16 protein-coding genes and 1 tRNA gene are annotated in these 20,421 nt (G+C 71.4%); 10 read left to right on the top strand and 7 right to left on the bottom strand.

Going from position 1 to position 20,421, the window contains the following annotated elements; genetic code table 11:
- Positions 1-19: 19 nt before the first annotated feature.
- From clpS to QNA09_RS07900, 3 genes are read left to right on the top strand one after another with little or no spacing between them, the layout of a single operon-like run.
- Complete coding sequence (gene clpS / locus QNA09_RS07890) at positions 20-403, top strand: ATP-dependent Clp protease adapter ClpS (RefSeq protein ID WP_010596756.1); 384 nt, start codon at positions 20-22, stop codon at positions 401-403.
- 55 nt (positions 404-458) lie between these two features.
- Positions 459-1,037 (top strand): DUF2017 domain-containing protein, encoded by a 579-nt coding sequence (locus QNA09_RS07895; protein WP_203011637.1) that lies wholly within the window; start codon positions 459-461, stop codon positions 1,035-1,037.
- Entirely contained in the window at positions 1,034-2,140 is a 1,107-nt protein-coding gene (locus QNA09_RS07900; protein ID WP_119699645.1) for a P1 family peptidase, read from the top strand. Before QNA09_RS07895 ends, QNA09_RS07900 begins: the two co-directional genes overlap by 4 nt.
- A gap of 5 nt (positions 2,141-2,145) precedes the next feature.
- Here the strand turns inward: QNA09_RS07900 and QNA09_RS07905 are convergent, their stop codons facing one another.
- The gene (locus tag QNA09_RS07905; RefSeq protein WP_010596760.1) at positions 2,146-2,298 is read right to left on the bottom strand and encodes a hypothetical protein; all 153 of its coding nucleotides are present in this window, start codon (positions 2,296-2,298) and stop codon (positions 2,146-2,148) included.
- 156 nt (positions 2,299-2,454) lie between these two features.
- On the opposite strand from QNA09_RS07905, the gene QNA09_RS07910 reads away from it, so the two are divergent.
- The 4 genes from QNA09_RS07910 to rdgB all read left to right on the top strand — a co-directional run bounded on the left by QNA09_RS07910 (position 2,455) and on the right by rdgB (position 5,388).
- Positions 2,455-3,081 carry a rhomboid family intramembrane serine protease gene (locus QNA09_RS07910; RefSeq protein ID WP_010596761.1) on the top strand — a complete coding sequence of 209 codons (627 nt, stop codon included), beginning with the start codon at positions 2,455-2,457 and terminating at the stop codon, positions 3,079-3,081.
- 124 nt (positions 3,082-3,205) lie between these two features.
- Positions 3,206-3,967 carry a cyclic nucleotide-degrading phosphodiesterase gene (locus QNA09_RS07915; RefSeq protein ID WP_010596762.1) on the top strand — a complete coding sequence of 254 codons (762 nt, stop codon included), beginning with the start codon at positions 3,206-3,208 and terminating at the stop codon, positions 3,965-3,967.
- 13 nt (positions 3,968-3,980) lie between these two features.
- Complete coding sequence (rph, locus tag QNA09_RS07920; RefSeq protein WP_010596763.1) at positions 3,981-4,769, top strand: ribonuclease PH; 789 nt, start codon at positions 3,981-3,983, stop codon at positions 4,767-4,769.
- A 1-nt stretch (position 4,770) separates the two neighbouring features.
- Entirely contained in the window at positions 4,771-5,388 is a 618-nt protein-coding gene (gene rdgB, locus QNA09_RS07925) for an RdgB/HAM1 family non-canonical purine NTP pyrophosphatase (protein ID WP_010596764.1), read from the top strand.
- Between the two features lie 141 nt (positions 5,389-5,529).
- Here the strand turns inward: rdgB and QNA09_RS07930 are convergent, their stop codons facing one another.
- From QNA09_RS07930 to QNA09_RS07945, 4 genes are all read right to left on the bottom strand, one after another.
- Positions 5,530-5,916: a DUF3817 domain-containing protein gene (locus tag QNA09_RS07930; RefSeq protein WP_064066571.1), complete on the bottom strand. Its 387-nt coding sequence runs from the start codon at positions 5,914-5,916 to the stop codon at positions 5,530-5,532.
- Entirely contained in the window at positions 5,913-6,332 is a 420-nt protein-coding gene (locus QNA09_RS07935; RefSeq protein ID WP_064066572.1) for a hypothetical protein, read from the bottom strand. The genes QNA09_RS07930 and QNA09_RS07935 overlap by 4 nt, the downstream gene beginning before the upstream one ends.
- A gap of 68 nt (positions 6,333-6,400) precedes the next feature.
- Positions 6,401-6,485: transfer RNA gene (locus QNA09_RS07940), tRNA-Leu, on the bottom strand.
- A gap of 47 nt (positions 6,486-6,532) precedes the next feature.
- Positions 6,533-7,015, bottom strand: a complete 483-nt coding sequence (locus tag QNA09_RS07945; RefSeq protein WP_072786585.1) for an HNH endonuclease — start codon at positions 7,013-7,015, stop codon at positions 6,533-6,535.
- A 408-nt stretch (positions 7,016-7,423) separates the two neighbouring features.
- Between QNA09_RS07945 and QNA09_RS07950 the strand changes: the two genes are divergently transcribed.
- Together QNA09_RS07950 and QNA09_RS07955 are read left to right on the top strand one after the other, a co-directional pair.
- Positions 7,424-16,678 carry a type I polyketide synthase gene (locus tag QNA09_RS07950; RefSeq protein WP_203011645.1) on the top strand — a complete coding sequence of 3,085 codons (9,255 nt, stop codon included), beginning with the start codon at positions 7,424-7,426 and terminating at the stop codon, positions 16,676-16,678.
- 40 nt (positions 16,679-16,718) lie between these two features.
- Positions 16,719-17,120: a holo-ACP synthase gene (locus tag QNA09_RS07955; protein ID WP_010596770.1), complete on the top strand. Its 402-nt coding sequence runs from the start codon at positions 16,719-16,721 to the stop codon at positions 17,118-17,120.
- Positions 17,121-17,131: 11 nt separating this feature from the next.
- Here the strand turns inward: QNA09_RS07955 and QNA09_RS07960 are convergent, their stop codons facing one another.
- Positions 17,132-17,929, bottom strand: a complete 798-nt coding sequence (locus tag QNA09_RS07960) for a TetR family transcriptional regulator (RefSeq protein WP_026137844.1) — start codon at positions 17,927-17,929, stop codon at positions 17,132-17,134.
- A gap of 87 nt (positions 17,930-18,016) precedes the next feature.
- The gene (locus QNA09_RS07965; protein ID WP_010596772.1) at positions 18,017-18,892 is read right to left on the bottom strand and encodes a cyclopropane mycolic acid synthase family methyltransferase; all 876 of its coding nucleotides are present in this window, start codon (positions 18,890-18,892) and stop codon (positions 18,017-18,019) included.
- A 187-nt stretch (positions 18,893-19,079) separates the two neighbouring features.
- Here QNA09_RS07965 and QNA09_RS07970 point away from each other — a divergent pair, with 187 nt between their 5' ends.
- The gene (locus QNA09_RS07970) at positions 19,080-20,414 is read left to right on the top strand and encodes a dipeptidase (RefSeq protein WP_040271734.1); all 1,335 of its coding nucleotides are present in this window, start codon (positions 19,080-19,082) and stop codon (positions 20,412-20,414) included.
- The last annotated feature ends 7 nt before the right edge of the window (positions 20,415-20,421 follow it).

Genomic DNA, 20,421 nt, shown 5'->3' on the forward strand with positions numbered 1-20,421 from the left:
GACGCCGTACCCTGGAGCCATGGCGATGTGTTCCTCGACAAGCCCGTTCGACACCGCCCCCACGGAGCCGTCCGACGCAGTCATCGTGGCTTCGTTCCCCACGGTCACCCTGGCGGCAGGGCAGGCAATGCCGGCGGAAGCCGAAGCCGTCGAGGAGATCGAAGCCGTCGACCGGCCCTGGGTCACCGTCGTGTGGGACGACCCGGTCAACCTGATGCACTACGTGGCGTACATCTTCCAGAAGCTGTTCGGGTACAGCAAGGCCAAAGCCACCGAACTGATGCTCAAGGTGCACAACGAAGGCAAGGCGGTCGTCTCGAGCGGTTCGCGTGACAAGATGGAACACGACGTGCAACGCCTGCACGCCGCGGGGCTGTGGGCGACGATGCAGCGGGCCGAGTGACCGGCCGCCCGTTCGCCGACAATTCCGACCGCGGAGCCAGGAGGAGCCGACCGACGTGCGGCAGTGGAGCAGGAAGAACTCGCTCGGAGGCGTGAAGCTGCGATCCGAGATGGACGCACACGAGGCGTCGGTGCTGCGTTCGCTCGTCGCATCCGTACTCGGCATGCTCGAAGAACGCGCCGACGGCGCACCCCAGGACGACCTCGCCGCGCTCACCGGCCTGCGCACCGGCAACTCCGCCCCGCCGGACGTCCCCGCCCTGCGGCGGTTGCTGCCCGACTTCCACCGGCCCGACGCCGACGCCACCGTGCATCCCGACGACGAATCGGCCGACCTCAACGGCGCCCTGCGCAGCCTGCACGAACCCGACATCATCGACGCCAAGCTCGCCGCCGGAGCCGTCATCCTGCGCACCGTCCCCGAATCGGGCGGGAAGGTGGTGCTCACCCCCGAACAGGCCGATGCCTGGCTGTACGGGCTCAACGACCTGCGGCTCGCGCTCGGCACCACCCTCGGCATCGACGACGACACCCCCGAGGCGCTCGACGAAGACGACCCGCGTGCCCCCCACCTCGACGTCTACCACTGGCTGACCTGGATGCAGGACTCCCTCGTCCAGGCGCTGATGCCGTGACGGCCGCGCCCGGACCCACCGACTCGCTCACCGACGTCGCCGGCATCCGCGTGGGGCACTGGCACGCCCTCGACGCCGAGGTCACCCTCGGCTCCGACGACACCTACGGCACGGGACGGGCCACCGGATGCACCGTCGTCGTCCCCGACCGCGCCGTCACGGCCGCCGTCGACGTCCGCGGCGGCGGTCCCGGCACCCGGGAAACCGACCTGCTCGACCCCAGCCACTCCGTGCAGCGCGTCGACGCCGTGCTCCTCACCGGCGGCAGCGCCTACGGTCTCGCCGCCGCCGACGGCGTGATGCGGTGGCTCGAGGAACAGGGACGCGGCATCGCGATGGGGCCGCCGGGCGCCGTCGTGCCCATCGTGCCCGGCGCAGTCGTCTTCGACCTGCCCGTGGGGGCATGGACCGCCCGCCCCACCGCCGACAGCGGATACCGGGCCGCCGCGGCGGCCGGCACGACCGTCGCGCGCGGCACCGTCGGCGCCGGGGTCGGTGCACGCGCCGGCACCCTCAAGGGCGGCATCGGCACCGCGAGCCTGACCCTGACCGACGGCCCCGCCGCCGGCGTCACCGTCGCCGCCCTCGTCGTCGCCAACCCCGTCGGGGCCGTGTTCGATCCCGAGACGGGCCTGCCGTGGGGCCTCGGGCCCACCCGGGCCGCCCGGCTCGGACTCGTCGCCCCGGCCGCCACCGAGATCGCCGCCGCCAACGCCCTCACACCGAAGGGCACCGCCTTCAACACCACCATCGGCGTCGTCGCCACCGATGCCGACCTGACCGCCGCCGCCTGCCGCCGCGTCGCCGTCGCCGGGCACGACGGACTCGCGCGGGCCGTCCGCCCCGCGCACTCGCCGCTCGACGGCGACACCCTCTTCGCCCTGGCCACCGGGACCGCGACGGTGCCCGCGCCGGCGCGCCCGATCCCCGACGCCTTCGCCCCCGAACTACCCGTGCTGGCCGCCGTGTGCGAGGTGGCCGCCGAGGTCGTCCAGCATGCCGTCGTCGACGCGGTGCTGCACGCGACCGCGGTCGCGGGCATCCCCGCCTACCGCGACCTGTTCCCGTCCGCCTTCACGACCGGGGGCGCCACGTCGCGCTGACGGGCTCAGCCCGGCGCACCCTCCGGCACACGCTTCATCTGGTCACCGCAACAGATCTCCGAATGCGCCATCTCCTCGTTGCACGGGCACGACTTCTCGTAGACGAGCTGCGCACCGCACTTCTCGCAGGCGTAGCGATCTCCGACGCTTCTGGGCACGACTGCCTCCCCGGGTGGACGGTGAGTTCCACGGTAGCCACCGCACCGCCGGAATACTGCGCTTTCCCGGGGCTCGCGCCCGGTGCCGAGCGGGGCGCACGTCGGTAGGCTCGAAGGCCAGGAACACCACGCAGGACACACGCGAAGGGCGAGCGCATGACCGTACCCGACGGTTCCCGTCCCGGGCTCCGGCCCGTCTGGCAGCGCGCCGCGCTCCTGATCGCCGGATTCGTCGCCCTGCTCTACGCAATCGAGGCCGTCGACGCCGCCGCGCCCGCCGAACTCGACTCCGCGGGCATCGAACCGAGAAGCGCCGACGGACTGTGGGGAGTGGTGTTCGCCCCCGTGCTCCACGCCGACTGGGCGCACTTGAGCGCCAACACCATTCCTCTGCTCGTGCTCGGATTCCTCGTGCTCGTCTCCGGGATCGGCCGCGGTCTGGCCGCCACCGCGATCATCTGGATCGTCGGGGGACTCGGTACCTGGCTCACCGCCGGTGCCGGCTTCGTGCACATCGGTGCGTCGATCCTCGTCTTCGGCTGGCTCACCTACCTGATCACGCGCGGCATCTTCACCCGGCAGGCGAACCAGATCGTCATCGGCGTGATCGTGCTGTTCGTCTACGGCAGCATCCTGTGGGGCGTGCTGCCCAGCGACCCGCGTGTCTCCTGGCAGGGGCACCTCTTCGGCGCCGTGGGCGGCGTTCTGGCCGCGTGGCTGCTCTCCGCCGACGAGCGTCGCCGGCGGCGTTCGCCGGCCGTGCCGACCTCGCCGTACCGGTGAGACGCACCCCCTCCCGGCAACTGACCGATCGGTAGGATCACAGCGTCGGCGCGACTGTGACATCTCTCGATCAATACCCGTGTTGGCTTCGTCGCAACCACAGGGACGTGGCAGCATGAGCCCCATGCGCATGACCGTCCTGGGGTGTTCCGGCAGCGTGGCCGGTCCGGATTCCGCCGCGTCGGGCTACCTGATCACCGCCCCGGGCACCCCGCCCCTGGTGATCGACTTCGGCCCCGGGGTCCTCGGGGCATTGCAGCGGTACGCCGATCCCGGCGAGGTCTCGCTGTTGCTCTCGCACCTGCACGCCGACCACTGCCTCGACATCCCGGGCCTGCTCGTCTGGCGGCGCTACTCCCCGAACCGCCCCACCGGACGCACCCTCGTCTACGGCCCCTCGGACACCAGCGTCCGCATCGGAGCCGCCTCCGCCGAGATCGCCGGCGAGATGGACGACGTCAGCGACACCCTGGACGTGCGTCCCCTCGCCGACGGAGAAGCCTTCCGCTTCGGCGCACTCACCATCCGCCCCGGCCGGGTCGACCACCCGCCCGAGGCATACGGATTCCGCATCACCAGCGACTCCGGACGCACCGTCGTCTACACCGGCGACACCGGCATGTGCGACGAGGTCGTCGACCTCGCGCGCGGTGCCGACGTCCTGCTGTCCGAAGCCTCCTGGACCCATGCGCCCGACGACCGGCCCGGCGGCATCCACCTCTCCGGCACCGAAGCCGGCCTGGTCGCCGCGCGTGCCGGGGTGGGGGAGTTGCTGCTCACCCACATCCCGCCGTGGACCTCGCGCGAGGACGTCATCGCCGAAGCCAAGGAGCAGTATTCCGGGCCCGTCCACGCGGTGTCCGCCGGGGACGTCTACCGCATCTAATAGGCTCGTCCGGGTGACCACACGAGAAGACGGCAGAGCGGACGACGAACTCCGCCCCATCCGGATCACCCGAGGATTCACCAACCACCCCGCGGGCTCGGTGCTCGTGGAATTCGGCCAGACCCGCGTCATGTGCACCGCCAGCGTCGAAGAAGGCGTACCGCGCTGGCGCAAGGGTTCCGGTCTCGGCTGGCTCACCGCCGAATACGCGATGCTCCCCGCCGCCACCCACACCCGCAGCGGCCGCGAATCCGTCAAAGGCAAGCTCGGCGGGCGCACCCAGGAGATCAGCCGCCTCGTCGGCCGCGCCCTGCGCGCCTGCATCGACCTCGCCGCGCTCGGCGAGAACACCATCGCCATCGACTGCGACGTCCTGCAGGCCGACGGCGGCACCCGCACCGCCGCCATCACCGGCGCCTACGTCGCGCTCGCCGACGCCGTCACGTGGCTCAGCGCCGCGGGCCGCCTCACCGATCCGCAGCCCATCTCGTGTGCCATCGCCGCCGTGAGCGTCGGCGTCGTCGACGGCCGCGTCCGTCTCGACCTGCCCTACGAGGAGGACGTGCGTGCCGAGGTCGACATGAACGTCATCGCCACCGACACCGGCACCCTCGTCGAGGTCCAGGGCACCGGGGAAGGTGCGACGTTCGCCCGCTCCACCCTCGACAAGATGCTCGACTCCGCGCTCGCCGGCATCGCCGAACTGTGCGAGATCCAGAAGCAGGCGCTCGAAGCGCCCTACCCGGGCACGCTCCCGCAGCCCGTGACACCCGAGCGCACCCGGAAGAAGTTCGGTGTCTGAGATGGTGCGGGTGCTCGTGGCGAGTCGCAACGCGAAGAAGCTGCGCGAGCTGCAGCGCGTCCTCGACTCCGCCGGGATCGCCGGGATCGACCTCGTCGGCCTCGACGCGGTGCCGCCCTACGACGAGGCGCCCGAGACCGGCGCGACGTTCGAGGAGAACGCGGCCGCCAAGGCGCGCGACGGCGCAGCCGCGACCGGAATGGCTTGCGTCGCAGACGATTCCGGTCTCGAAGTCGATGCCCTCAACGCGATGCCCGGGGTGCTGTCCGCGCGCTGGTCGGGACGGCACGGCGACGACCACGCCAACACCGAACTGCTGCTCGGGCAGCTGCAGGACGTCCCCGACGAGCGACGCGGGGCGGCGTTCGTCTCCGCCTGCGCCCTCGCCGTCCCCGGTGACGACGGCGAGATCGCGGTGCACGTCGTGCGCGGGGAGTGGCGCGGCGCCATCGTCCACAGCCCCCGAGGCGCCAACGGGTTCGGCTACGACCCGGTGTTCCGGCCGGAAGGCGAGGACCGCACCGCAGCCGAACTCAGCGCCGAGGAGAAGGACGCGTCGTCGCACCGCGGGCGGGCGCTGGCACAGCTCGTGCCGGACCTCGCCGCGCTCGCGCGCTAGACCGCCGCACCGAGCCGAGGATTCGAGCGCTGAGGATTCGAAGGCTGGGATTCGAGGGCTGGGGATTCGAGCGGATAAACGGAATCCGCCCACGCCGTGGCGTGGGCGGATTCCGGTCGATCGCGTGGATGTGGGCCGGCGTCAGACGCCGAAATCGGCCTTGACCTGTTTCGTGCGCTGGTGCTCGACGAAGAACGACAGGAACGGGATCGTCCCGGCGAGGAGGGTGCCGATCGTGCGGCCCGCGGGCCAGCGCACCTTGATCGCCAGGTCGAGCGTGAGCACGAGATACACCGCGTAGACCCAGCCGTGGACCACGGCGATCCAGCCGGGAACGTTCTCGACCTTCAGGATGTACTTCGCGACCATCTCGCCGGTGAGCACGAGCAGCCACACGCCGGTGATCCACGCGAGCGCGCGATACCGGGTCAGGGCCGAGGCGATCTTCTTCTGGTCGGCTTCCGGGCGGGACTGCGGCGTGGTCGAACCGCTCGTCTGGTCGGGTGCCTGCTCGGGGGTCGTGCTCACTGAGCGCTCCTATCGGACCTGCGCGCCAGCTGCGCGAGGTAATCGTTGTACTCCAGCATCTGCCGGGCCTCCGGGTCGTCCGGATCGACGTCCGCGTTCGGATCGAACTGCACGCGGGGCCGCTGGGGGAGGAGATCCTCGGGAATCTCGGTGGGTTCCTTCGGTTCCGACGCGCGCGGCGCCCCCGTGGCCTGACTCTCGGCGTCCTCGGACTCGAGCTTCACGAACCGGCGGTAGGCGTAGACACAGAAGAAGGCGAACGCGGGCCACTGGAGTGCGTAGCCGAGGTTCTGGAACGTGCCGCCCACGGCCTCGAACCGGGTCCACTGCCAGAAGCCCAGACCGAGACAACCGGCCGCGGCCACCGTCACCAGTACGACGAGGGCAAGGCGACGCGGCGGACGGTTCTCGGACACGTCATCAAAAGTACCCGAGCGGCCCCTCGACCTGCCAAGAGCGGTCGAGGGCCGTGGGAGAGGTCACGTGGTGCGCGAGGGGGGACTTGAACCCCCACGTCCGAAGACACGGCGTCCTAAGCGCCGCGCGTCTGCCTGTTCCGCCACTCGCGCGTACCAGCGTCACTTTACGCGATCACATCGGTGCTTCTTCGCTCGACCTAGGGGGCTCCGAAGCGCTTTCTCGCGGCCCACGTCGGGGTTTGACTATGGCAGTTGGGGCACAGGAATCGGATGTTCTCCGGACGGGAGTCGTTCGGATTCCCATCGATGTGATCGACATGGAGCGTGATCGGATAATCGCACCACTGATCCCCGAGGCCGCATCTCTCGCACTTGTACGCGCGGCCGGACTCGACGAGGGCGCGGCGGAGTAGAGGCGGTTTCTGTCGGGGAGCGTCAATCGGTTTGCGGACCAGGACTTCTTTCCATTCGAGACGGTTCAGTGCACGCCCACCCCTGGTGTGCGCCGATCCAGTGAAGTGGGACGTGTCGATGCCCAGCTTCTTGATCCGCCGGCTCAGGTGGTGGTGCGAACCCCCGCTCGGAACGAGACCGAGGTAGCGCATGACCCCCGCCACGCTCGTCGAGTTTCGGACCGCCTCCTCGAGGATTTCCAATGTGTACTTCGTCGACCGCCCCATCGCCCCCCCTGGATCGAATGTGTGTTCGATACGAAGACTGTATCCGACGGTTCTGACAAACCGCGGAAAACGCCCTCATGCACGCGTTTCGCGGCCCGTCAAGATGGTAACGATTGTGTAACGATAAACGTGAGGGATTCCTCAGGTTGATGGACGTCCTCGTAGCCGCGCAGCCTGCGCCGACTCTCCCTACCGGTGAGTCACTTCTCCGACCTGCTGTGAGTGATCTCACGCGCCCTTCCGTACCCGGTAACCCGCACGGAACAAAACATGAGGAACCCCTCATGATTTTGTGTCACTCTTGGGTAGCCCGAACGAGCAGATCAGAGCCATCAGAACGCTAACGGCGGCGCGGGCGGCCAACGAGAGAACCACGCCCTCGAGGTGTTCAGGAGAGGAACTACACGCGTGACGATCGACGAGACCACACCAGCCGACAACGGACGGAACTCGAAGGCATCACGACGCACCGGCGACCGGGGGATCGGCCCCGCCTCCCGAAAGGGCGCGCTGGTCGACAAGCTCCTCGCCGGGGAGTCGTACGCCCTCGCCTTCGGCGGCCAGGGTGCCCCGTGGCTCAGCTCCCTCGAGGAACTCAGCCGCGACAACGGACTCGAGCCGGTCCTGACCGAACTGGTCAACGAGGCCGACGCGCTGCTCGCGCCCGTCGCACACGACCTCGTCGTGGTGCGCCCGAGCGGCTTCGACCCCATCGCTTGGATGCTCGAGCAGGAAGTCGCCGACGAGGACGAGACGCCCGTCGCCGGTCCCTCCGAGACCACACTGACCTCTGCCGCGGTGTCGCTGCCCGGCGTGTTCCTGACCCAGGTGGCCGCGCTGCGCGCGCTGGCGAACCAGGGCCTCGACGTGACCGCGCAGGCCCCGGCCGCCGTGATCGGCCACTCCCAGGGCGTGCTCGCCGTCGCGGCCACCGAGGCCGCCGGCGCCAAGGACGGGCAGATCCTCGCGATCGCCCAGCTCATCGGTGCCGCTGCCACCCTCGTCGGCCGTCGCCGCGGCATCATCTCCGGCGCCGAGCGCTTCCCGATGCTCGCCGTCGCCAACGTCGACCCCGAGCGCCTGCGCGCCGTCGTCGCCGAGGTCTTCGCCGACCAGGATCCGCAGCGGTCCGCCGTCGTCGCCATCCGCAACGCCCGTCGCCGCGTCGTGCTGTCCGGTCCGCCGGCCGCACTGGCGCGCGTGCAGCAGCGCTGCGAGGAGATCGCCGCCGCGGAGACCCGCGAGCGGGAGGCGAAGAAGCGCGGCGGTGCCGTGTTCGCCCCGACCTTCGAGCCGGTCTCGGCCGAGATCGGTTTCCACCACCCCGCGCTGGCCGACGCTGTCGAGCAGGTCGCCGACTGGGCGTCGCGCTGCGGCCTGGACGCCGACCTCGCCCGTTCGCTGGCGCAGGAAGTGCTCGTCGACCCTGTCGACTGGGTCGCCCTCGTCGACGACGCCGTCGCGGCCGGTGCCTCGTGGATCCTGGATCTGGGTCCCGGTGAGCTGCTGACGCGGATGACCAGCTCGGGCCTGCGGGGCCAGGGTGTGGGCATCATCGCCGCCGCGACCCGCGGCGGTCAGCGCAACCTGCTGACCCCGGGCGCGGAGCCCGAGGTGCCGCAGCCGTGGTCCGCATTCGCGCCGAAGCCGGTCACCCTGCCCGACGGCCGTCAGGGTGTCGAGACGGCGTTCACGCGCCTGACCGGCCGTTCGCCGATCCTGCTGGCCGGCATGACGCCGACCACCGTCGATCCGAAGATCGTCGCCGCCGCGGCCAACGCCGGCCACTGGGCCGAGCTCGCCGGTGGCGGTCAGGTCACCGAGCAGATCTTCGCCGACCACGTCGAGGAGCTGAAGGGGCTGCTCGAGCCGGGCCGCGCCGTGCAGTTCAACTCGATGTTCCTCGACCCGTACCTGTGGAAGCTGCACGTGGGCGGCAAGCGGCTCGTGCCGCGGGCCCGCGCCGCGGGCGCACCGTTCGACGGTGTGGTCGTCACCGCCGGCATCCCCGAGCTCGAGGAAGCCGTCTCGATCATCGAGGAGCTGACCGAGGCCGGCATCAGCTACGTCGCGTTCAAGCCGGGCACCGTCGCGCAGATCCGCTCGGTGATCCGCATCGCGAACGAGGTGCCGAACTACCCGGTCATCGTCCACATCGAGGGCGGCCGCGCCGGTGGCCACCACTCGTGGGAGGACCTCGACGACCTGCTGCTCGCCACCTACGCCGAGCTGCGCACCCGGTCCAACCTGGTGCTGTGCGTCGGCGGTGGCATCGGTACCCCCGAGCGGGCTGCCGACTACCTGACCGGCCGCTGGTCCACCGCCCACGGCTTCCCGGCGATGCCGCTCGACGGCATCCTGGTCGGCACCGCGGCGATGGCGACCCTCGAGGCGACCACGTCGCCCGAGGTCAAGCGGATGCTCGTCGAGACCCCCGGCACTCCGGACTGGGTCGGCGCCGGCACCGCCTCCGGCGGCATGGCCTCCGGCCGGAGCCAGCTGGGCGCGGACATCCACGAGATCGACAACGCGGCGTCCCGCACGGGCCGCCTGCTCGACGAGGTCGCGGGCGATGCCGAGGCCGTGGCCGCACGCCGCGACGAGATCATCGCCGCGCTGGACGTCACCGCGAAGCCGTACTTCGGCGACGTCGCGGAGATGACCTACGGGCAGTGGCTCACCCGCTACCTCGAGCTCGCCGTCGGCTCGCAGGAGGTGGCCGACGCGGCCGAGAACCCGTGGATCGACGTCACCTGGCGTGAGCGTTTCCGCGAGATGCTGCAGCGCGCCGAGTCCCGGCTGCACCCGGCCGATCGTGGCCCGATCCCGACGCTGTTCGCCGACGATGCGGCCCTCGACCGGCCGTACGCGGCGCTGGCGGCGCTGACCGGGCAGTTCCCGGATGCCGAGTCGGTGGTCCTGCACCCGGCCGACGTTCCGTTCTTCGTCGCGCTGTGCCGCACCCCGGGCAAGCCGGTGAACTTCGTGCCGGTGGTCGACCAGGACGTGCGTCGCTGGTGGCGGTCCGATTCCCTGTGGCAGGCCCACGATCCGCGCTACAGCGCCGATCAGGTCTGCATCATCCCGGGCACCGTCGCCGTCGCGGGCATCACCCGCGCCGACGAGCCCGTCGGTGAGCTGCTCGACCGGTTCGAGAAGGCCACCGTCGACGAGTTGGTCGCGGCCGGTGTCGAGCCGGTGCAGATCGCCGCTCGCCGTCACCAGGACCTTGCGTCCGGTCTGCTCGACGCCGTGCTGTCGGCTCCGGATGTGAACTGGGCCGGCCGGCAGACCGTGAACCCGGTGCACCGCCTCGGCGACCTGGACGAGTGGTCCGTCGAGTCCGACACCGCCGCCGTGCACGCCGCGACGGGCGCCACCCTGAGCGTCCTCGACGCCGAGCACGTGGGCCTGACGGTGCCGCTCGCGGGGGACAAGACCGTCGAGATCCGCCTGACCGTGCCGGCCGCCGTGCACACCGGTGGCGCTCCCGTCGTCACCGCGGAGGACGCGTCGGCGTCCATGTCGGCGCTGCTCGGTGTCGCCGCGGGCCAGGAGCTGCCCGCCGTGAAGAAGGGCGCGGCCCGCATCACCCTCGGCTGGCTGCCGGAGAAGATCGCCGACCATGCCGGTGTCACGGGTTCGGGACTGCCGTCGACCCTGACCCCCAGTGCCCACGGTGTCCCCGACGTCCTCGTCGGCGCGTGCTGGCCGGCGGTGTTCGCCGCGCTCGGCGCCGCGCAGACCGACGACAGCCTGTCGGTGATCGAGGGCATGCTGGACCTGGTCCACCTCGACCACGCCGTGGACGTGAAGGACGGTCTGCCGACCGATCCGTCCATCCTGGGTGTCAAGGCCGAGGTGCAGGACGTGGTCGACACCGACCTCGGCCGGGTGGTCGAGGTGCACGTGGAGATCACCGCCGACAACGGCAACGGTTCCGGCGACGCCACGGTCGCGACGCTGATCGAGCGCTTCGCGATCCGTGGCCGCATCGGCAAGGCGGAGCTGGCCGATCCGGTCCGCGCCGGCGGTGCCGTGAGCGAGGACGCGGTGGAGACCCCGCGTCGTCGTCGCCGCGACGCCGTGATCGTCGCCCCGATCGACATGAGCGCCTTCGCGCGTGTCTCGGGCGACCACAACCCGATCCATACCTCGGACAATGCCGCCCTGCTGGCCGGCCTGGGCACCCCGATCGTGCACGGCATGTGGCTCTCGGCCGCCGCCCAGCAGGTCGTCACCGCCCTCGAGGCCGACGCCAAGCTGCCGGCCCGCCGCCTGACGGCGTGGACCGCGCGGTTCCTCGGCATGGTGCGCCCCGGCGCGCAGATCGACGTGCGAGTCGACCGCATCGCGACCGACCGCGGCGCCGAGATCGTCGAGGTGGGCTGCCGCGTGGACGGCGACCTGGTGATGGTCGCCACCGGCCGCACCGCTGCCCCGCGCACGGTGTACGCGTTCCCCGGCCAGGGCATCCAGCGGCCCGGCATGGGCCTGGACGCGCGTGCCCGCAGCAAGGCCGCCCGGGAGATCTGGGATCGCGCCGACAAGCACACCCGCAAGGCCCTGGGCTTCTCCATCCTGGCCGTGGTGCGCGACAACCCGACCGTGCTCAAGGCCCGCGGTGTCACCCACAAGCACCCGGACGGCGTGCTGCACCTGACCCAGTTCACGCAGGTCGCGATGGCGACCCTGGGTGTCGCCCAGATCGCGGAACTGCGTGAGGCCGGCGCCTTCGTCGAGGGCGCGTTCCTGGCCGGTCACTCGGTGGGCGAGTACAACGCCCTCGCCGCGGTGGCCGGGGTGCTGCCGCTCGAGGCGGTGCTCGAGGTGGTGTTCAGCCGTGGCTCGGCGATGCACGCCCTCGTGCCGCGCGACGAGCACGGCCGCTCGAACTACCGCATGGCCGCGATCCGTCCGTCGCAGTTCGGTGTCGCCGATGCCGATCTCGAGGCGTTCGTCGCCGGGGTCGCGGAGGAGACCGGGGAGTTCCTGCAGATCGTCAACCTGAACCTGCGCGGCTCGCAGTACGCGATCGCCGGCACGGTCGCCGGTCTCGAGGTCCTCGAGTCCGTGATCGAGCGCAAGGTCGCCGAGTTCGGTGGCAAGCGGGCGTTCATCCTGGTTCCGGGTATCGACGTGCCGTTCCACTCGACCGTCCTGCGCGGCGGCGTGGACGACTTCCGGGAGCGTCTGCTGAACCTGCTGCCGGAGCAGATCGATCCCGACATCCTCATCGGCCGCTACATCCCGAACCTGGTGCCCAAGCCGTTCGACCTGGGCCGGGAGTTCGTCCAGGAGATCGCCGACCTGGTGCCGTCCGAGCCGCTGGCCGAGGTCCTCGCGGACTTCGACACCTGGGCGGCCGATCGCTCGAAGCTGTGCCGCGTGGTGCTCGCCGAGCTGCTCGCGTGGCAGTTCGCGTCCCCGGTCCGCTGGATCGAGACGCAGGACCTGCTGTTCGCCGACGAGGCCGACGGTGGCCTGGGCGTGGAGCGGTTCGTCGAGGTCGGCCTCGGTGCCGCCCCGACGGTCGCGAACCTGGCGTCGCAGACGCTGAAGCTGCCGGGCCGCTTCGGGCAGCCGGTCGAGGTGCTCAACATCGAGCGTGAGGCCTCGGTCGTGTACTCCACGGACGTCGATCCGGCGCCGGTGGAGGACGACGAGCCGGCCTCGGCCGAGACGTCCGCTGCCGCCCCGGCCGCGGCTGCCGCTCCGGCCGCCGCACCTGCCGCTCCGGCGGGTGGACCGCGCCCGGACGACATCGCGTTCAAGGCCGCCGACGCCACGAAGGTGCTCATCGCCCTGTGGACGAAGCTGCGCCCGGATCAGGTCGGTCCCGCCGACACGATCGAGGCGCTGTGCGACGGGGTGTCCTCGCGGCGTAACCAGCTGCTCGTCGACCTCGGTTCGGAGCTGTCGCTCGGTGCCATCGACGGTGCGGCCGACGCCGACATGGGCGCGCTCGCCGGCACGGTCGATCGCCTGGCCCGCACCTACCGGCCCTTCGGCCCGGTGCTGTCGGATTCGATCAACGACCACCTGCGCAAGGTGTTCGGCCCGTCGGGCAAGCGTCCCGCGTACGTCGCCGACCGCGTCACGAAGGTGTGGGGTCTGGGCGAGGGCTGGGCGTCGCATGTGACCGCGGAGGTCGCGCTCGGCAGCCGGGACGGTTCGTCCGTCCGCGGCGGTGCGCTCGGCGGCCTGTCCGACGGCGCGCTGTCCGACGGCGGTGCCGTCGACAAGCTGATCGATGCGGCGGTGCAGTCGGTCGCCGGTCGCCGGGGCGTCGCGGTGTCGATGCCGTCCGCCGGTGGCGGTGGCGGCGCCACCGTCGACGCCGCCGCGCTCGGCGAGTTCGCCGAGGGCATCACCGGCTCGAACGGTGTGCTCGCCAAGACCGCGCGTCTGATCCTGTCCGAGCTGGGCCTGGCCGACGCGGTCTCGGACCTCGCGGACAAGGCGGACACCGAGCTGGTCGACCTGGTCTCGGCGGAGCTCGGTTCCGACTGGCCGCGGCTGGTCGCCCCGGCGTTCGACGCCCGCAAGGCCGTGCTGATCGACGACCGGTGGGCGACGGCCCGTGAGGACCTGGCCCGCGTGTGGCTCGGTGCCGAGATCGCCGCGGAGCGCTTCGCCGGTGCGGGCGCCACGGTGGCCGCGCACGCCACGTTCTGGGCGGGTAAGGCCACCGAGGCCGGCCGCGCGGAGCTCGCGCCGACCTTCGAGGCGATCGCGACGGCTGCCCGGCAGACCGGCGACGCCGAGTACGCGGGCGAGGTCGCCGTCGTCACCGGCGCCAGCAAGGGCGGGATCGCGGCCGCGGTCGCGGCGAAGCTGCTCGCCGGCGGCGCGACGGTCGTGGTCACCACCTCGAGCCTGAGCGACAGCCGCCTGGGCTTCTACAAGGAGCTGTACGCAGGCAACGCGCGGTCCGGTGCGGCCCTGTGGGTGGTCCCCGCCAACATGGCGTCCTACTCCGACGTCGACGCGTTGGTGCAGTGGCTCGGCACCGAGACCGTGGAGACCGCGGGCGGCGCCAAGAAGCTGATCAAGGAGGCCCTGACCCCGACGCTGCTGTTCCCGTTCGCCGCGCCGCGCGTGGTCGGGTCGATGGCCGACGCCGGTGCCCGCGCCGAGATGGAGATGCGGGTCCTGCTGTGGTCGGTGGAGCGGCTCATCGCGGGGCTGGCCGACATCGGCTACGACCGCGACGTCGACACCCACCTGCACGTCGTGCTGCCGGGTTCGCCGAACCGCGGCAAGTTCGGCGGCGACGGTGCGTACGGCGAGGCGAAGGCCGCGCTGGACGCGATCGTCAACCGCTGGCACGCCGAGCGCACGTGGGCCGAGCGGGTCACCCTCGCCCACGCCCTCATCGGCTGGGTCCGGGGCACGGGCCTGATGGGCGGCAACGATCCGCTGGTCGAGGCCGCCGAGGCCGCCGGGGTGCGCACCTGGTCGACCGACGAGATGGCCGTCGAGCTGCTCAAGCTCGTCACCGCCGGCTCCAAGGAGTCCGCCGCGGCCGCGCCGCTGGTGGCGGATCTGACCGGGGGCCTGTCCGAGGCCGACATCGACCTGCCGGCTCTGGCCAAGCGGGCCCAGGAGGAGGCCGAGGCCAACGCCGCCGCGGAGCCCGAGTCCGACGAGGTCACCATCGCGGCGCTGCCCGCGCCGCCGCGCCTGGACGCGACGACGCCCGCGCCGGAATGGAAGGCGCTCGACGTCGATCCCGCCGATCTGGTGGTCATCGTCGGCGCCGGCGAGCTCGGCCCGTACGGCTCGGCCCGCACCCGCTTCGAGATGGAGGTCGACGAGGAACTGTCGGCCGCCGGTGTGCTCGAGCTGGCCTGGGTCACGGGCCTGGTGGCATGGGAGAACGATCCCACCCCGGGCTGGTACGACGCGGAGACCGGCGAGCTGGTGCCCGAGGCGGAGATCGCCGACCGGTACCACGACGCGGTGGTCGAGCGCTGCGGCATCCGCCGCTACGGCGACGACGGCGCGATGATCGACAATGCGGCGCCGCTGCTGACCTCGGTGTTCCTGGACAAGGACCTGTCGTTCGTGGTCGGGTCCGAGGCCGAGGCCCGGGCGTTCGTCGACGCCGACCCGGAGAACACCGTCGCAAACTCGGTTCCGGACAGCGGTGACTGGACCGTCACCCGCAAGGCCGGCACCGAGATCCGGGTGCCCCGCAAGATGAACCTGACCCGCACGGTCGGTGGCCAGATCCCGACCGGGTTCGACGTCACCAAGTGGGGCATCCCCGCCGACATGGCCGAGTCCGTGGACCGGGTGGGCCTGTGGAACATCGTGACCACGGTCGACGCGTTCCTCTCGAGCGGTTTCACCCCGTCGGAGCTGATGCGCTGGGTGCACCCCTCGTATGTGGCGAACACCCAGGGCACCGGCATGGGCGGCATGACCTCGATGCGGTCGCTGTACATCGACACGCTGCTCGGTGAGTCCCGCGCGAACGACATCCTGCAGGAGGCCCTGCCGAACGTCATCGCCGCGCACGTCGTGCAGTCGTACGTCGGCGGCTACGGCGCGATGGTGCATCCGGTGGCGGCGTGCGCGACGGCCGCGGTCTCGGTCGAGGAGGGTGTCGACAAGATCAAGCTGGGCAAGGCGCAGCTCGTCGTCGCCGGCGGTTTCGACGACCTCGGCATCGAGGGCATCGTCGGGTTCGGTGACATGTCGGCCACCGCGAAGTCGGACGACATGACGGCCAAGGGCATCAGCGATCGCCGGTTCTCCCGGGCCAACGATCGCCGGCGCGGCGGGTTCGTCGAGTCCGCCGGTGGCGGCACGGTCCTGCTCGCCCGCGGCGACCTGGCGCTGGAGATGGGCCTGCCCGTCCTCGGTGTGGTCGCCTGGGCCGGTTCCTTCGCCGACGGCGTGCACACCTCGATCCCGGCCCCGGGCATCGGTGCCCTCGGCGCGGGTCGCGGCGGGCTCGAGTCGGGCCTGGCGCGGGAGCTGCGCAAGCTCGGCGTCACCGCCGACGACATCGCGGTGATCTCCAAGCACGACACCTCCACAGCGGCCAACGACCCGAACGAGGCGGAGCTGCACGAGCGCCTGGCGGGGTCGCTGGGCCGCAGCGACGGTGCGCCGATGTTCGTGGTGTCGCAGAAGTCGCTGACCGGTCACGCCAAGGGTGGCGCGGCGGCGTTCCAGCTGATCGGCCTGTGCCAGGTCCTCAGCCAGGGCGTCGTCCCGCCGAACCGCAGCCTGGACTGCGTCGACGACAAGATGGCCGGGTTCGAGCACCTGGTGTGGCCGCGCACCCCGCTCCGCTTCGGCGAGCGGTACGCGCTCAAGGCCGGTCTGCTGACCAGCCTCGGGTTCGGCCACGTGTCGGGGCTGATCGCGGTGGTCCACCCGCAGGCGTTCGTCGAGGCGATCCCGGCGGAGCGCCGGCAGGCCTACGTCGAGCAGGCTCAGGCCCGCGCCGTCGCCGGTAAGCGCCGCCTCGCGGAGGCGATGACCGGGGGTGCGGCCCTGTACCAGCGGCCCGCCGACCGCCGCTTCGGCGGGGACTCGGTGCCGGCGGACGCGGCACGCCAGCTCGAGGCCGACGTGCTGCTCTCGCCGCAGGCACGACTGGGCGACGGCGACGTGTACCGTTCGGGTCTGCCCGGCTGCAAGTAGCCGCCGGCCGCACGGTCACAGAGAGCGGGTCACGGGACGGATGGGAGTTGCGGGGATCGGGTTCGACCTGGTCACGGTGTCGGAGTTCGAGGAGCAGCTGGGCCGCGCAGGTACGGCGATGCTCTCGAACTTCACGCCGGGCGAGCGTCGGGACGCGAACACCCGCAGCTCCCGTCCCGGCCGGCACTTCGCCGCCCGGTGGGCTGCGAAGGAGGCGCTGATCAAGGCGTGGTCGGCGTCGCTGTTCGGCAGCCCGCCGGTGCTGCCGGAGACCGTGCACCGGCAGATCGAGGTGGTCTCCGACGCGTGGGGGCGGCCCGGGATCCGGCTGCACGGCGACGTCGCCGCGCACCTGACCGGGGTGCGGATCCACGTCTCGCTCACGCACGACGGAGACATGGCGGGGGCGTTCGTCGTGCTCGAGGAGGACCCGCAGGGGTAGCGGCCCGGGTTTCAGGCGGAGGAAGTGCGGACTTCCTCCGCCTGCCGCGTTTCGGGGTCGTCGGCCCGGCGGGACTCCTCCGCCCGGGAGGCCTCCTCACGGCGCTTGCGTCGCTTGGCGCTCGTCCGGGACTCCTTCTCGGCCACCATCAGGTATGCGCCCATCAGCCGCTTGAGTTCGACGACCGCGTCGGCGTGGCTCTGGTCGTCCTGCACGGAGAAGTTCAGCATCGAGTACACGACGTGCACGAGCACCTCGGCCATCAGGGTGCGGCGCTCGCGGGGGGTGTCGGGCATCAGCGGAGCCAGCATCCGCGCGATCTGCTCGGCGAACTCCTTCTCGTGGATCGCGCCGGTCGCCCGCGTCGACGGGGTGGACTGCATCGCCAGCCACACCTCCCGCCGCGACGGGTCCGACATCCACAGCCCGGCGAGATGGTCGACGAAGGAGTTGAGGAACCGCAGCCAGTCCACGGACGGGACGACGCCGTCGAACTTGGCGAGTTCGTCCTGCACGCCCACCAGGTCCTGCCGGTTCAGTTCACAGACGATGACGTACTTGTTGGCGAAGAACTGGTAGAGGGTGCCGATGGGGACGTCGGCCCGGGCGGCCACCTCTTCGCAGGTGAACGACTCGAAGCCGACCTCGGTGAGCAGTTCGCGGGACGCGGCGAGCAGCGCGTCGAACTTGCGCCGGCTGCGCTCCTGCGTCGGGCGGCGGCGCGGCACGAGCTCCTGGGGGGCCGCCTGGACCTCCAGCGCCGGGTCGATTCGGCGTGGGGTACGGCCGCGCTTCGTTGCAGACTCCACGCGCCCAGGCTAGCCGGAGGTTGTCCGAATTCCGAACTTCTAGCTGTGAGGGCGAGTCCCAGCTAACACCGCGGAGCCGCCGTCGGCTCACTTGACGAGGGTGAACTGCATGACGTCGATGTGTCCCGTCCGGAAGTGCTCGGCGGAACCGTTCAGGTACTTCATGAACCGCTCGTACATCTCCTCCGACGACAGGGCGACCGCCTCGTCGCGGCGGGCCGACAGGGCCGCGGCCCAGTGTTCGAGGGTGCGGACGTAGTGCGGAGCCAGGGCCTGGATGCGGTCGACCCGGAACCCCGACCGCTCCGCGCCGTCGACCACCGTCTCCGGCTGCGGCAACTGCCCGCCGGGGAAGATCTCCCGTTTGATGAAGATGTGGAACAGCGCGTTCTCGCGGGTCACCGGGATTCCCCGCTCGCGCAGGGTGGTGAGCCGGTGCCCCACGATGGTGTGCAGCAGCATCCGGCCGTCCGGCGGCAGCATGTCGTGGCACTTGGTGAAGAACTGGTCGTAGCGTTCGCTCCGGAAGTGCTCGAACGCGCCGATGCTCACGATGCGGTCCACCCGCCCGTCGAACTCCTCCCAGCCCTGCAGACGCACGTCCACGGTGCGGGGGCCGGGCAGTCGCGCGGCGAGATCGCGGACGTGCTCGTACTGGTTTCGGCTGAGGGTGAGCCCGATGGTGTCCACGTCGTAGTGCGTGGCCGCACGCAGCATCGTCGAGCCCCAGCCGCATCCGACGTCGAGCAGTGTCATGCCCGGGTGCAGGTCGCACTTGCCGAGCGACAGGTCGACCTTGGCGGCCTGGGCCTGCTCGAGCGTCATGTCGTCCCGCTCGAAGTACGCGCAGCTGTAGGTCATGGACGGGTCGAGGAACAGGGTGAAGAACTCGTCCGAGAGGTCGTAGTGGGACTGGACCTGCCGGTAGAAGGGCGTGAGTGCGGTCTGCGGACTGGGTGGCATCGCAGTGCCTTCCGTTCGAGGGTCGGCCGGCCCCCCGCCTCCCGTGGACCGTTCCGCCCGTTGGCGACCCCGACATCGCGAAATGTACGCCGGATATCGGCGCGCCGGGCATGCTTCGATCGGGACGGGCTGTACCCGTACCGAAAACGAGACACAACGATCGGGAGGTGCCGTGGACGTCGCGGAGATGTGCGAGCGGGTGCGCCGGCTCCTGCCGGCAGCGCGCGCGGACCTCGCGGAACTCGTGGCCTTCCGGTCGGTGGCGGATCCGCGTCTGTTCCCGCCCGAACAGTGTGTCGCGGCCGCGGAATGGGTGCGCGACGCGTTCACCGCCGTGGGCATCGAGGGCACGGGGCTGATCGAGACCTCCGACGGCTCCCTCGCGGTGTTCGGGCACACCCCCGCACCGCCGGGGGCGCCGACCGTGCTGCTCTACAGCCACTACGACGTGCAGCCCCCGGGCGACGAGTCGCTGTGGCACAGCCCGCCGTTCGAGCTCACCGAACGCGACGGCCGGTGGTACGGCCGCGGTGCCGCGGACTGCAAGGGCAACCTGGTGATGCATCTGCTCGCGCTGCGGGCGCTGCGTGAACTCGGGCCGCTGCCGGTCGGGGTCCGGATCGTCGGCGACGGCTCGGAGGAGACCGGCGGCGGTGGTCTCGAGGACCTCGCCCGGGCGCGTCCCGAGCTGTTCGCCGCCGACCTGGTGCTCGTCGCGGACTGCGGCAACGCGGAGGCGGGACGGCCGACCCTCACGACGTCGCTGCGCGGCCTGGCGAACGTCGTCGTGCACGTCGACGCCCTGGCCGGGGAGATCCACTCGGGGCAGTTCGGCGGCGCGGCCCCCGATGCTCTCGCTGCGCTGGTGCGCCTGCTGTCGAGCCTGCGCGACGAGGCCGGCGACACCGTGATCGACGGCCTCGACAGCCACGGCACGTGGGAGGGCGAACCCTATCCGGACACCACGTTCCGCGCGGATGCCGGTGTGCTCGAGGGAGTCTCGTTGCTGTCGTCCGGGACGGTCGCCGACGCCGTGTGGGCGCGGCCCGCGGTGACGATCCTCGGGATCGACGCGCCACCCGTCGTCGGCTCGGCGGCCGCGGTCGTGCCGCGCGCGTCCGCGCGGCTGAACCTGCGGGTCCCACCGGGGACGGACCCGCTCGCCGCGCAGGATGCCCTCGTCGCGCACCTGCATGCGCACGCGCCCTGGAACGTGCGGGTGCGGGTCGACCGGGAGGGTGTGAGCGAACCGTTCCGGGCGGCGACCGGCGGGCCGGGATACGCCGCGCTGCAACGGGCGCTCGGCGCCGTCTACGGACGCGAGGTCGGCACGGTCGGGCAGGGCGGCTCGATCCCGCTGTGCACCGTGCTGCAGCAGGTGCTGCCGGACGCGGAGATCGCGCTGCTCGGCGTGGAGGAGCCCGGCGCCCGCATCCACGCGCCCGACGAGAGCGTCGACCCGTCCGAACTCGAGCACATGGCCGTCGCGGAGGCGCTGGTCCTCGCCTCACTCGGCCGGTGAACCGGAG

It is taken from the genome of Rhodococcus sp. AH-ZY2, assembly GCF_030916465.1.
In the GTDB taxonomy this organism is placed as follows: Bacteria; Actinomycetota; Actinomycetes; order Mycobacteriales; family Mycobacteriaceae; genus Rhodococcus; species Rhodococcus ruber.